The organism is Streptomyces sp. SudanB182_2057, assembly GCF_964272715.1.
In the GTDB taxonomy this organism is placed as follows: Bacteria; Actinomycetota; Actinomycetes; order Streptomycetales; family Streptomycetaceae; genus Streptomyces; species Streptomyces rubradiris.
In genome coordinates, this window is record NZ_OZ186798.1 from 6,735,694 (window position 1) to 6,748,236 (window position 12,543).

A 12,543-nucleotide genomic window follows, 5' to 3' on the forward strand; every position below is an offset into this window, starting at 1 on the left:
GGCTGCGGATGCGACCTCCCTAATCCTGACGAGCCGGAATCTAGGAAATGAGATAACTGTGGCGAACCAGTCCCGCCCCAAGGTCAAGAAGTCGCGTGCCCTCGGCATCGCGCTGACCCCGAAGGCCGTCAAGTACTTCGAGGCCCGCCCCTACCCGCCGGGCGAGCACGGCCGCGGCCGCAAGCAGAACTCGGACTACAAGGTCCGTCTGCTGGAGAAGCAGCGCCTGCGCGCTCAGTACGACATCTCCGAGCGCCAGCTGGTGCGCGCCTACGAGCGTGCCTCCAAGGTCCAGGGCAAGACCGGTGAGGCCCTGATCGTGGAGCTGGAGCGCCGCCTCGACGCGCTGGTCCTGCGTTCGGGCATCGCCCGCACGATCTACCAGGCCCGCCAGATGGTCGTCCACGGCCACATCCAGGTCAACGGCCAGAAGGTCGACAAGCCGTCCTTCCGTGTCCGCCCGGACGACGTCGTGCAGGTCCGCGACCGCTCCAAGGACAAGACGCTGTTCCAGATCGCCCGTGAGGGTGGCTTCGCCCCCGACGGCGAGACCCCGCGCTACCTCCAGGTGAACCTCCGGGCCCTGGCGTTCCGCCTGGACCGCGAGCCGAACCGCAAGGAGATCCCGGTGATCTGCGACGAGCAGCTCGTCGTCGAGTACTACGCCCGCTGACCCAGGTCACGGCACAGTCCTCAGCCCGCCGTCTCCCCGCCCTTCCGGGTGGGTGAGGCGGCGGGTTCGCGCTGTCCGGGGCCGGTGCCCGCAACCGGACCGCGCGGCGCCGGCAGCGCGCCCAGCGCCCCCGGCTCCCGGTGCCGCAGCGCCCGGGCCACCGCCGCCTCCCGGTCCAGCCCGGCCCCCGCCCGCACGCACTCGGCGTACCGCGCGTCGCCGAGCGCCCGCCGCGCGGCGGCCTCGCACCGCTCGTGCGGCGCGTCGAAGTACGCCGAACCGAACAGCGGCAGCCCCACCGAGGGCCACAGCCGCCCGGCGGCGCCCTGGAGCACCGCCGCCTCCACCGGATCGCCCTGCGCCACCGTCACCAGCGCCAGCAGCTCGATGACGAGCACCGAGCCCAGCAGATCCCGGAACGCGTGCGCGTCGGCCAGCGCGTCCGCGAGCAGCTCCCGCGCGCCGGCCGGGTCCCCGTCGGCCCAGGCCGCGTACGCCAGCACGTACAGCGCGTACGAACGCGCCCAGCGCTCCCCGTGGTCCTCGCAGACCCGGCGCACCTCCTCGCACAGCCGCACCGCGCCCGGCAGGTCGCCCTGGAACGCCCGGGCCATCGCCAGCTCCACCCGGCCCATCAGGACATTGCTGTTCAGCTCGCCGACCGCCCGGTAGCGCTCCAGCGCCGAGCGCAGCAGCGTTTCCGCACCGGCCATGTCGTCCGTGACCAGGGCCAGACAGCCGGTGCGGTGCTCGGCGTACGCCACCGCCACCGGATCGCCCGCCCGCTCCGCCCGCTCGCGGCACGCCCGCAGCGCGCGCAGCGCCGGCCCGGTGTCGCCCTGGAGGATCGCCACGTAGCCCAGCACCCACAGCGCCTTCAGCCGGGCCCGCTCGTACCCCGACTCCGGCTCCAGGGCGCGCTCCAGCCAGCGCCGCCCCTCCGACAGCCGCCCGCAGCCCACCCAGCAGAACCACAGCGAACCCGCCAGCTGCTGGCCGAGGTGCGCCTCGCCCGGCTCGGTCAGGCAGCACTCCAGCGCGGCCCGCAGATTCGGCAGCTCCACGTCCACCCGCGCGGCCACCTCCCGCTGCCGGGGCGTGAACCACTCCAGCTCGCACCAGGCCGCCAGGCCCAGGTACCAGTCCCGGTGCCGTCTGCGCAGCCGGTCCGCGTCCCCGGCCGCCGCCAGCCACTCGGCGCCGTACTCCCGGACGGTGTCCAGCATCCGGTAGCGCGGGCCCGCCGGGCTCTCCTCACGGGCGACGACCGACTGGGCGAGCAGCTCCGACAGCACGTCCAGCACGTCCTCGGCGGGCAGCCCCGCCCCGGCGCACACGTACTCGGCCGCCTCCAGGTCGAAGGACCCCGCGAACACCGACAGCCGCGCCCACAGCAGCCGTTCGGCCGGGGTGCACAGCTCGTGGCTCCAGCCGATCGCGGTGCGCAGCGTCCGGTGCCGGGGCAGGGCGTCCCGCGCGCCGCCGGTCAGCAGCCGGAACCGGTCGCCGAGGCGGTGCAGCAACTGCGCCGGGGACAGCGCGCGCAGCCGTCCGGCCGCCAGCTCCAGCGCCAGCGGGATGCCCTCCAGCCGGCGGCACAGCTCCCGTACCTCGGGGCCGTCGGCCACCGGCACCCCGTGTGCCCGGGCCCGGTCGGCGAACAGCTCCACCGCCTCCTCGGGGCCGAGCGGCGCCAGCGGGAACAGCCGCTCGCCCGCCAGGCCCAGAGGGCGCCGGCCCACCGCCAGCACCCGCAGCTCCGGCAGCCCGCGCAGCAGCCGGGCCACCAGCCGGGCACAGGTCCCCGCCAGATGTTCGAACCCGTCCAGCACCAGCAGCGTCCGCCGGTCCGCCAGCTGCTCCAGCAGCGTCTGGCGGGGCAGCCGGGTGGTGTGGTCGGTCAGTCCCAGCGCCTCCACGACCGCGTACTCCACGAACTGCGGATCGCGCACCTCGGCCAGCTCCGCCCGGCCCCAGCCCGCGCCCCCCGGCTCACCGGCCGCCCACCGCGCCGCCGCCCGCACCGCCAGCCGGGACTTGCCCACCCCGCCCGCCCCGGTGACGGTCACGAGCCGGGCCCGGCCGAGGGCGGCCGTGAGCTCGGCCAGCTCCGCCGAGCGCCCGACGAAAGCGGTGAGTTCCAGGGGCGGGGCGCCGCCCGTCCAGGGGCCGGGAGCGTGAGGATCTCGCATGGGACACGGAGCGTACTGAACCGTGTTCACCGCGTACAATCACCCGGCGCGCGTGCGCCCGCCCCGGCGGGGAATCCGGTACGGAGCCGGGGCCCCGGCGCGATAGGCTCGGGACACGACTTTTCCGATGCTCAGGCACGTTTCAGGGAGCGGGTGCGCACAGTGTCCGGTACAGAGGTGGCCGGGATCCTGGTGGCCGTCTTCTGGGCGATCCTGGTCTCCTTCCTCGCGGTCGCGCTGGCGAGGCTGGCCCAGACGCTCAAGGCGACCACCAAGCTCGTCGCGGACGTGACCGACCAGGCGGTCCCGCTGCTCGCCGACGCCTCCCAGGCGGTGCGCTCCGCGCAGACCCAGATCGACCGGGTCGACGCGATCGCCTCCGACGTCCAGGAGGTCACCTCCAACGCCTCCGCGCTGTCGACCACCGTCGCCTCCACCTTCGGCGGCCCTCTGGTCAAGGTCGCGGCCTTCGGCTACGGCGTCCGCCGCGCGCTCGGCGGCCGCAAGGGGGAGGACGTGCCCGCCAAGTCGGCCCGGCGTACCGTGATCGTGGGCCGGACGGTCCCCGCCGCACGACGCAAGCGGAAGTAAGGACTGAGACCGAGCGATGTTCCGCCGTACGTTCTGGTTCTCCACCGGTGTCGCCGCCGGTGTGTGGGCCACCACCAAGGTCAACCGCAAGATCAGGCAGCTGACCCCGGAGAGCCTGGCCGCCACCGCGGCGAACAAGGCCCTGGAGACCGGTCAGCGCCTGAAGGACCGCGCGGTCGGCTTCGCGTTCGACGTCCGCGACAACATGGCCCGGCGGGAGGCCGAGCTGGAGGAGGCCCTCGGCATCCACGAGGACCCCGAGCTCCCCGCGCCCCGGCGGTACACCGCCATCGAGAACCACCACAGCGACAACCGCAGCACACCGAAGTACATCGAAGCCCCGATGTACTCGTACAACCGGAATGAGGACCACTGATGGAGTCGGCCGAGATTCGCCGCCGCTGGCTGAGCTTCTTCGAGGAGCGCGGGCACACCGTCGTCCCTTCGGCGTCGCTCATCGCGGACGACCCGACTCTGCTCCTCGTCCCCGCCGGCATGGTGCCCTTCAAGCCCTACTTCCTGGGTGAGGTCAAGCCGCCGTTCCCGCGCGCCACCAGCGTGCAGAAGTGCGTGCGCACGCCCGACATCGAAGAGGTCGGCAAGACCACGCGGCACGGCACGTTCTTCCAGATGTGCGGCAACTTCTCCTTCGGCGACTACTTCAAGGAAGGCGCCGTCAAGCTCGCCTGGGAGCTGCTCACCACGCCCCAGGACAAGGGCGGTTACGGCCTCGACCCCGAGCGCCTGTGGATCACCGTCTACCAGGACGACGACGAGGCGGAGCGGATCTGGCACGAGGTCGTCGGCGTGCCGAAGGAGCGCATCCAGCGCCTCGGCAAGAAGGACAACTTCTGGTCCATGGGCGTGCCCGGCCCGTGCGGCCCCTGCTCCGAGATCAACTACGACCGCGGCCCCGAGTTCGGCGTCGAGGGCGGCCCGGCCGTCAACGACGAGCGGTACGTCGAGATCTGGAACCTCGTCTTCATGCAGTACGAGCGGGGCGAGGGCACCGGCAAGGACAACTTCGAGATCCTCGGGGACCTGCCGAGCAAGAACATCGACACCGGCCTCGGCCTGGAGCGGCTCGCCATGATTCTGCAGGGCGTGCAGAACATGTACGAGATCGACACCTCCATGGCCGTCATCGACAAGGCCACCGAGCTGACCGGCGTGCGCTACGGCGAGGCCCACGACTCGGACGTCTCCCTGCGCGTGGTCACCGACCACATGCGCACCGCCACCATGCTCATCGGCGACGGCGTCACCCCCGGCAACGAGGGCCGCGGCTACGTCCTGCGTCGCATCATGCGCCGCGCCATCCGCAACATGCGGCTGCTCGGCGCCACCGGTCCGGTCGTCAAGGACCTGATCGACACCGTGATCGGCATGATGGGGCAGCAGTACCCGGAGCTGATCACCGACCGCGAGCGCATCGAGAAGGTCGCCCTCGCCGAGGAGAACGCCTTCCTCAAGACGCTGAAGGCCGGCACCAACATCCTGGACACCGCCGTCTCCGAGACCAAGGCCTCCGGCGGCACCGTCCTCTCCGGCGACAAGGCGTTCCTGCTCCACGACACCTGGGGCTTCCCGATCGACCTCACCCTGGAGATGGCCGCCGAGCAGGGCCTGACCGTGGACGAGGACGGCTTCCGCCGCCTGATGAAGGAGCAGCGGGAGCGCGCCAAGGCCGACGCCCAGGCCAAGAAGACCGGCCACGCCGACCTGGGCGCCTACCGCGAGATCGCGGACAGCGCCGGCGCCACCGACTTCATCGGCTACACCGACACCGAGGGCGAGTCCACCATCGTCGGCATCCTGGTCGACGGCGCCTCCTCCCCGGCCGCCACCGAGGGCGACGAGGTCGAGATCGTCCTGGACCGCACCCCGTTCTACGCCGAGGGCGGCGGCCAGATCGGCGACACCGGCCGCATCAAGGTGGACTCCGGTGCCGTCATCGAGGTCCGCGACTGCCAGAAGCCGGTCCCGGGCGTGTACGTCCACAAGGGCGTCGTCCAGGTCGGCGAGGTGACCGTCGGCGCCAAGGCCCACGCCGCCATCGACGCCCGCCGCCGCCACGCCATCGCCCGCGCCCACTCGGCCACCCACCTGACCCACCAGGCCCTGCGCGACGCCCTCGGCCCGACGGCCGCCCAGGCCGGTTCGGAGAACCAGCCCGGCCGGTTCCGCTTCGACTTCGGCTCCCCGTCCGCCGTACCGACGGCCGTGATGACCGACGTCGAGCAGAAGATCAACGAGGTGCTCGCCCGCGACCTGGACGTGCACGCCGAGGTCATGGGCATCGACGAGGCCAAGAAGCAGGGCGCCATCGCCGAGTTCGGCGAGAAGTACGGCGAGCGGGTGCGCGTCGTGACGATCGGCGACTTCTCCAAGGAGCTGTGCGGCGGCACGCACGTGCACAACACCGCCCAGCTGGGCCTGGTGAAGCTGCTCGGCGAGTCCTCCATCGGCTCCGGTGTGCGCCGTATCGAGGCCCTGGTCGGCGTGGACGCCTACAACTTCCTGGCCCGTGAGCACACGGTCGTCAACCAGCTGACCGAGCTGCTCAAGGGCCGCCCGGAGGAGCTGCCCGAGAAGGTCTCCGCGATGCTCGGCAAGCTGAAGGACGCCGAGAAGGAGATCGAGCGCTTCCGCGCCGAGAAGGTCCTCCAGGCCGCCGCCGGCCTCGCCGAGTCCGCCAAGGACGTCCGCGGCGTGGCCGTGGTCACCGGCCAGGTGCCGGACGGCACGACGCCCGACGACCTGCGCAAGCTGGTCCTGGACGTGCGCGGCCGGATCCAGGGCGGCCGGGCCGCCGTGGTGGCCCTGTTCGCGGTCACGGGCGGCAAGCCGCTGACGGTCATCGCCACCAACGACGCCGCCCGTGACCGCGGCCTCAAGGCCGGTGACCTGGTCCGCACGGCCGCCAAGACCCTCGGCGGCGGCGGTGGCGGCAAGCCGGACGTGGCCCAGGGCGGCGGCCAGAACCCGGCCGCCGTCGGCGAGGCCGTCGAGGCCGTCGAGCGGCTCGTCGCCGAGACCGCCAAGTAGGAACGGCTCAAGCAGATGCGCAGAGGACGTCGGCTCGCGATCGACGTCGGGGACGCCCGGATCGGGGTCGCCTCGTGCGACCCCGACGGGATCCTCGCCACCCCGGTGGAGACCGTCCCCGGCCGGGACATCCCCGCCGCCCACCGCCGCCTCCGTCAACTGGTAGAGGAGTACGACCCGATCGAGGTCGTCGTCGGCCTCCCCCGCTCCCTCAAGGGGGGCGAGGGCCCGGCCGCCGTCAAGGTCCGTGCCTTCGCGCAGGAACTGGCCAGGGGGATCCAGCCGGTGCCGGTGCGCCTGGTGGACGAGCGGATGACGACCGTGACGGCCAGTCAGGGACTGCGCGCCTCCGGCGTGAAGTCCAAGAAGGGCCGTTCGGTCATCGACCAGGCGGCGGCCGTGATCATCCTGCAGCAGGCCCTGGAATCCGAACGGGTGTCAGACAAACCACCCGGTGAGGGCGTCGAAGTGGTCATCTGATCGCGATACGGTAACGTTCCGCGCGATGCGCCGGTGTTCGAACAGCCGGGGCACAGCAAGAGGCGGAGCGGGATCCGGCCGACGGGCCGCGGGACCGTGGGCCTCGCGGCTCTAGGGGATCGATGACTGAGTATGGCCGGGGCCAAGGCTCCGAACCGTGGAATCCGGAGGACCCGTTGTCCGGGGACGGCGGATGGGGCGGGCAGCAGGCCCAGCAGGGCTCGCAGTCCCCGTACGGCGACCGGCCGCAGCACTATCCGCAGGCGCCGGGATACGGCGACTGGAGCCAGGGGCAGCAGCCCGGATACGAGGGGCAGCAGCACCCGCACCACGACGGCCGGCAGTACGACGAGCAGCTCGCCGGACATACCCAGCACCAGTTCCACCAGGGCGGCTGGGACGCGACCGGCACCCTCGGCCAGGCGCCCTACGCCGCCGACCCCGGCGATCCCTACGGTCAGCAGCCCGTGGCCTACGGCGGGGAGCAGCCCGACCTCTACGGCACCGAGGACGCCTATCCGCCGCCGGAGCCGCCCGGCCGCAGGCGGCCCGAGCCGGGCCCGGCGGCGGCCGGCGACGAGGAGGAGCACGCCCCGGCGGTGGCCGGCGGCGGCGCGGGTGACGACGGGGAGCACGAGCCCGCGAGCCGGCGGGAGCGGCGCGGCAAGGGCCGCAAGCCGGTCAAGAGCAAGAAACGGCGCACCGGCTGCGCCTGCATGGTCGTCGTCCTGGTGTTCGGCGGCGGCCTCGGCGGAGTCGGGTATTTCGGGTACCAGTTCTACCAAAATCGTTTCGGCACGGCCCCCGACTACGCGGGCGAGGGCACCGGCGAGTCGGTCACCGTCGAGATCCCCAAGGGCGCGGGCGGCTGGGAGATCGGCCGCCGCCTGAAGGAGGCCGGGGTGGTCAAGAGCGCCGAGGCGTTCGTCCACGCCCAGACCAACACCCCGGGCGCCGACGGCATCCAGGCCGGTGCCTACCTCCTGAAGAAGGAGATGTCCGCCGCCAGCGCCGTCCGGCTGATGCTGGACCCGCGCAGCCAGAACAACGTGGTCGTCACCCCCGGCGAGCGCAACTCGGGCGTCTACGCGGCCATCGACAAGAAGCTGGAGCTGTCCTCGGGCACGACCAAGAAGGTCGCCGAGAAGCAGTACAAGGACTTCGGCCTGCCGGCGTGGGCGCAGAACCACACCGACGTCAAGGACCCGCTGGAGGGCTTCCTCTTCCCGGGCACCTATCCGGCCGCCAAGGGCATGAAACCGGAGGCCATCCTCCAGCAGATGGTCAGCCAGGCCAAGCAGAAGTACGCCGCCTACGGCCTGAACGACAAGGCCAGGGAATTCGACCTCGACAGCGCGTACGAGCTCGTCACGGTCGCGAGCCTGGTCCAGGCCGAGGGCAAGACCCACGACGACTTCCGCAAGATGGCCGAGGTGGTCTACAACCGCCTCAAGCCCGACAACACCGAGACCAACCGCAAGCTGCAGTTCGACTCGACGTACAACTACCTCCTCGGCAAGAGCAACATCCACATCTCCGAGGAGGAGATCAACAGCAACCCGAGCCCGTACAACACGTACAAGCACCCGGGGCTTCCGCCCGGCCCGATCGGCAACCCCGGCGAGGACGCGCTGAAGGCGATGCTGAACCCGACGCACGACGGCTGGGTCTACTTCGTGGCGACGGACGGCATGAGCAACACCGAGTTCGCCAAGACGTACGCGGAATTCCTAGAGCTCAAGGACAAGTTCAATGCCAACACGGGCAACTGACGGCCGTCGTGCCGCCGTGCTCGGCTCTCCGATCGCCCACTCGCTCTCCCCGGTGCTGCACCGGGCGGCGTACGAGGCGGCCGGCCTCACCGACTGGTCGTACGACAGCTTCGACGTCGACGAGGCGGCGCTGCCCGGCTTCCTGGACCGGCTCGGGCCGGAGTGGGCCGGGCTGTCGCTGACCATGCCGCTGAAGCGGGCCGTCATCCCGCTGCTGGACGAGGTCAGCGACACCGCGGCCTCGGTCGACGCGGTCAACACGCTGATCTTCACCGAGGACGGACGCCGGCGCGGCGACAACACCGACATCCCGGGCATGGTGGCCGCCCTGCGCGAGCACGGCATCGAGGAGGTCGGCTCCGCCGCCATCCTGGGCGCCGGCGCCACCGCCTCCTCCGCGCTCGCCGCGCTGGCCCGGATCTGCACCGGGGAGGTCGTCGCCTACGTCCGCAGCGAGGCCCGCGCCGCCGAGATGCGGCAGTGGGGGGAGCGGCTCGACGTGGAGGTACGCACCGCGGACTGGGCCGACGCCGCCCGGGCGCTGAGCGCCCCGCTGGTGATCGCCACCACACCCGCCGGGACGACTGACGCGCTCGCCGCCGCCGTACCCGAACGCCCCGCCACCCTCTTCGACGTGCTCTACGACCCCTGGCCCACCGAACTCGCGGCCCGCTGGTCCATGTTCGGCGGCGCCGTGGTCGGCGGTCTCGACCTGCTGGTCCACCAGGCCGTGCTCCAGTTCGAGCAGATGACCGGGCAGGCCTCGGGCCCGCTGGACGCCATGCGGCAGGCCGGGGAGAAGGCGCTCGCCGGCCGCTGACGCCCCGCGGGCGTCCGCGTGCTGGACCGGCGGCTGTCCCGCGCCCCGGGACGTGGGAGGATCGGAGGTGGCGTGCCGGGGTCGCGCACCCGGTGACGCCGTCGCCGTGCGCGAGGACGCGTACGCCGGGCAGTACCGGGCGCGAGCACTGAGGAGCACCGTTGAGCAGGCTGCGTTGGCTGACCGCTGGGGAGTCCCACGGTCCCGCACTTGTCGCGACGCTGGAGGGTCTTCCCGCCGGCGTGCCGATCACCACGGAGATGGTGGCGGATCATCTGGCGCGGCGGCGGCTCGGCTATGGCCGTGGTGCGCGGATGAAGTTCGAGCGGGACGAGGTCACCTTCCTGGGTGGTGTCCGGCACGGGCTGACGCTGGGTTCGCCGGTGGCGGTGATGGTGGGGAACACCGAGTGGCCGAAGTGGGAGCAGGTCATGGCGGCCGACCCGGTCGACCCCGAGGTGCTGAAGGAGTTGGCGCGTAATGCTCCGTTGACGCGTCCGCGTCCGGGGCACGCGGATCTGGCGGGGATGCAGAAGTACGGCTTCGACGAGGCCCGTCCGATCCTGGAGCGTGCCTCGGCGCGCGAGACGGCGGCGCGGGTGGCGCTGGGCGCGGTGGCGCGGTCGTACCTGAAGGAGACGGCCGGGATCGAGATCGTCTCGCATGTGGTGGAGCTGGCCTCGGCGCGGGCGCCGTACGGGGTGTACCCGACGCCGGGGGATGTGGAGCGGCTGGACGCGGATCCGGTGCGCTGCCTGGACGCGGACGCGTCGAAGGCGATGGTCGCGGAGATCGACCAGGCCCACAAGGACGGTGACACCCTGGGTGGTGTGGTGGAGGTGCTGGCGTACGGGGTGCCGGTGGGGCTGGGCTCGCATGTGCACTGGGACCGGCGGCTGGACGCTCGGCTGGCGGCGGCGCTGATGGGGATCCAGGCGATCAAGGGTGTGGAGGTCGGTGACGGTTTCGAGCTGGCCAGGGTGCCGGGTTCGAAGGCGCACGACGAGATCGTGGTCACGGACGAGGGGATCAGGCGGGTCACGGGCCGTGCCGGGGGCACGGAGGGCGGTCTGTCCACGGGTGAGGTGTTGCGGGTGCGGGCGGCGATGAAGCCGATCGCGACGGTGCCGCGGGCGCTGCGGACGGTGGACGTGGCCACGGGTGAGGCGGCGCAGGCCCATCACCAGCGTTCGGACGTGTGCGCGGTGCCGGCCGCCGGGATCGTCGCCGAGGCCATGGTCGCCCTGGTCCTGGCGGACGCGGTGGCCGAGAAGTTCGGTGGTGACAGCGTCACCGAGACCCGCCGCAACGTCCGCTCCTACCTCGACAGCCTGGCGATCAGGTGAGCGCCGTGCCGGCGATCGTGCTGGTCGGGCCGATGGGCGTGGGCAAGTCCACGGTGGGCCGGCTGCTGGCCGAGCACCTCGGCGTGGGCTACCGGGACACCGACGACGACATCGTGGCCGCCCAGGGCCGCACCATCGCCGAGATCTTCGTGGACGAGGGCGAGAGTGCCTTCCGCGCGCTGGAGAGGTCGGCCGTGCGGGCGGCCCTCGCCGAGCACGACGGCGTCCTGGCGCTGGGCGGCGGCGCCGTCCTGGCCGAGGAGACGCGGGCGCTGCTGGCCGGGCACCGGGTGGTCTACCTGTCGATGGAGGTCGAGGAGGCCGTCAAGCGCACCGGTCTGAACGTGGCCCGCCCGCTGCTCGCGGTCAACCCGCGCAAGCAGTGGCGCGAGCTGATGGAAGCACGTCGGCACCTGTACGAACAGGTCGCGGTCGCGGTGGTCGCGACGGACGGCCGTACCCCCGAAGAGGTCACGCAGAGCGTGCTGGACGCACTGGAGTTGAAGCAGCGATGAGCGACGCAGTCACCCGGATCCAGGTCGGGGCCACCGCGGGCACGGACGCCTACGAGGTGCTGGTCGGCCGGCAACTGCTGGGCGAGCTGGCCGGACTGATCGGCGACCGCGCCAAGCGGGTCGCGGTCATCCACCCGGAGGCGCTCGCGGAGACCGGCGAGGCGCTGCGCGCCGACCTTGCCGGGCAGGGGTACGAGGCCGTCGCGATCCAGGTCCCCAACGCGGAGGAGGCCAAGACCGCCGAGGTCGCCGCCTACTGCTGGAAGGCGCTGGGCCAGTGCGGCTTCACGCGCACGGACGTCATCGTCGGCGTCGGCGGCGGCTCCACCACGGACCTGGCCGGGTTCGTCGCGGCGACCTGGCTGCGCGGGGTGCGCTGGGTGGCGGTCCCGACCACCGTGCTGGCCATGGTGGACGCGGCGGTCGGCGGCAAGACCGGGATCAACACCGCCGAGGGCAAGAACCTCGTCGGCGCCTTCCACCCGCCCGCCGGGGTGCTGTGCGACCTGGCCGCGCTCGACTCGCTGCCGGTCCACGACTACGTCTCCGGCCTGGCCGAGGTCATCAAGGCGGGCTTCATCGCCGACCCGGTGATCCTGGACCTGATCGAGGCCGACCCCGAGGCCGCCCGCACCCCGGCCGGCCCGCACACCGCCGAGCTGATCGAGCGGTCGATCCGGGTCAAGGCCGAGGTGGTCTCCGCGGACCTGAAGGAGTCCGGGCTGCGGGAGATCCTCAACTACGGCCACACCCTGGGCCACGCGATCGAGAAGAACGAGCGGTACAAGTGGCGGCACGGCGCCGCGGTCTCCGTCGGCATGCACTTCGCCGCCGAACTCGGCCGCCTGGCGGGCCGCCTGGACGACGCGACCGCCGACCGGCACCGCGCCGTCCTGGAAGCCGTCGGCCTGCCGCTGCACTACCGCTACGACCAGTGGCCCAAGCTGCTGGAGACGATGAAGGTCGACAAGAAGTCCCGCGGCGACCTGCTCCGCTTCATCGTCCTGGACGGACTGGCCAAGCCCACCGTCCTGGAAGGCCCCGACCCGGCCGTCCTCCTCGCCGCGTACGGCGAGGTCGGGCAGTAGCTCCCGGACCGCTCCCTC

General features: G+C 72.3%; 11 protein-coding genes. 10 read left to right on the plus strand and 1 reads right to left on the minus strand.

What is annotated here, in order from left to right:
* Positions 1 to 58: 58 nt before the first annotated feature.
* On the plus strand, positions 59 to 673 hold the full coding sequence (gene rpsD, locus ACSURM_RS29955) for a 30S ribosomal protein S4 (RefSeq protein ID WP_344350542.1): 615 nt from the start codon (positions 59 to 61) through the stop codon (positions 671 to 673).
* Positions 674 to 693: 20 nt separating this feature from the next.
* On the opposite strand, the gene ACSURM_RS29960 is transcribed toward rpsD, so the two are convergent.
* The gene (locus ACSURM_RS29960) at positions 694 to 2,865 is read right to left on the minus strand and encodes an ATP-binding protein (protein ID WP_436958897.1); all 2,172 of its coding nucleotides are present in this window, start codon (positions 2,863 to 2,865) and stop codon (positions 694 to 696) included.
* A 153-nt stretch (positions 2,866 to 3,018) separates the two neighbouring features.
* On the opposite strand from ACSURM_RS29960, the gene ACSURM_RS29965 reads away from it, so the two are divergent.
* The 9 genes from ACSURM_RS29965 (at position 3,019) to aroB (ending at position 12,525) form a co-directional block, all read left to right on the plus strand.
* Positions 3,019 to 3,456, plus strand: a complete 438-nt coding sequence (locus ACSURM_RS29965; protein ID WP_106980632.1) for a DUF948 domain-containing protein — start codon at positions 3,019 to 3,021, stop codon at positions 3,454 to 3,456.
* A gap of 16 nt (positions 3,457 to 3,472) precedes the next feature.
* The gene (locus ACSURM_RS29970; protein WP_030780949.1) at positions 3,473 to 3,832 is read left to right on the plus strand and encodes a hypothetical protein; all 360 of its coding nucleotides are present in this window, start codon (positions 3,473 to 3,475) and stop codon (positions 3,830 to 3,832) included.
* A complete protein-coding gene (gene alaS / locus ACSURM_RS29975) occupies positions 3,832 to 6,504 on the plus strand; it encodes an alanine--tRNA ligase (protein ID WP_436958898.1) in 2,673 nt (890 codons plus the stop codon). The genes ACSURM_RS29970 and alaS overlap by 1 nt, the downstream gene beginning before the upstream one ends.
* 15 nt (positions 6,505 to 6,519) lie before the next feature.
* Positions 6,520 to 6,984, plus strand: a complete 465-nt coding sequence (ruvX, locus tag ACSURM_RS29980) for a Holliday junction resolvase RuvX (protein WP_436958899.1) — start codon at positions 6,520 to 6,522, stop codon at positions 6,982 to 6,984.
* A 122-nt stretch (positions 6,985 to 7,106) separates the two neighbouring features.
* Entirely contained in the window at positions 7,107 to 8,756 is a 1,650-nt protein-coding gene (gene mltG, locus ACSURM_RS29985; protein ID WP_436958900.1) for an endolytic transglycosylase MltG, read from the plus strand.
* Positions 8,737 to 9,576 carry a shikimate dehydrogenase gene (locus tag ACSURM_RS29990; RefSeq protein WP_436958901.1) on the plus strand — a complete coding sequence of 280 codons (840 nt, stop codon included), beginning with the start codon at positions 8,737 to 8,739 and terminating at the stop codon, positions 9,574 to 9,576. Before mltG ends, ACSURM_RS29990 begins: the two co-directional genes overlap by 20 nt.
* Before the next feature lie 161 nt (positions 9,577 to 9,737).
* Positions 9,738 to 10,922 (plus strand): chorismate synthase, encoded by a 1,185-nt coding sequence (gene aroC / locus ACSURM_RS29995; RefSeq protein WP_436958902.1) that lies wholly within the window; start codon positions 9,738 to 9,740, stop codon positions 10,920 to 10,922.
* 32 nt (positions 10,923 to 10,954) lie between these two features.
* On the plus strand, positions 10,955 to 11,437 hold the full coding sequence (locus ACSURM_RS30000; RefSeq protein WP_436961209.1) for a shikimate kinase: 483 nt from the start codon (positions 10,955 to 10,957) through the stop codon (positions 11,435 to 11,437).
* Positions 11,434 to 12,525 carry a 3-dehydroquinate synthase gene (gene aroB, locus ACSURM_RS30005; protein WP_436958903.1) on the plus strand — a complete coding sequence of 364 codons (1,092 nt, stop codon included), beginning with the start codon at positions 11,434 to 11,436 and terminating at the stop codon, positions 12,523 to 12,525. The genes ACSURM_RS30000 and aroB overlap by 4 nt, the downstream gene beginning before the upstream one ends.
* The last annotated feature ends 18 nt before the right edge of the window (positions 12,526 to 12,543 follow it).

Coding starts and splice junctions, on each gene's coding strand:
- ACSURM_RS29960 (WP_436958897.1), bottom strand. CDS start 2,865: ATGCGAGATCCTCACGCTCCCGGCCCCTGGACGGGCGGCGCCCCGCCC.
- ACSURM_RS29970 (WP_030780949.1), top strand. CDS start 3,473: ATGTTCCGCCGTACGTTCTGGTTCTCCACCGGTGTCGCCGCCGGTGTG.
- alaS (WP_436958898.1), top strand. CDS start 3,832: ATGGAGTCGGCCGAGATTCGCCGCCGCTGGCTGAGCTTCTTCGAGGAG.
- ruvX (WP_436958899.1), top strand. CDS start 6,520: ATGCGCAGAGGACGTCGGCTCGCGATCGACGTCGGGGACGCCCGGATC.
- mltG (WP_436958900.1), top strand. CDS start 7,107: ATGACTGAGTATGGCCGGGGCCAAGGCTCCGAACCGTGGAATCCGGAG.
- ACSURM_RS29990 (WP_436958901.1), top strand. CDS start 8,737: ATGCCAACACGGGCAACTGACGGCCGTCGTGCCGCCGTGCTCGGCTCT.
- ACSURM_RS30000 (WP_436961209.1), top strand. CDS start 10,955: ATGGGCGTGGGCAAGTCCACGGTGGGCCGGCTGCTGGCCGAGCACCTC.
- aroB (WP_436958903.1), top strand. CDS start 11,434: ATGAGCGACGCAGTCACCCGGATCCAGGTCGGGGCCACCGCGGGCACG.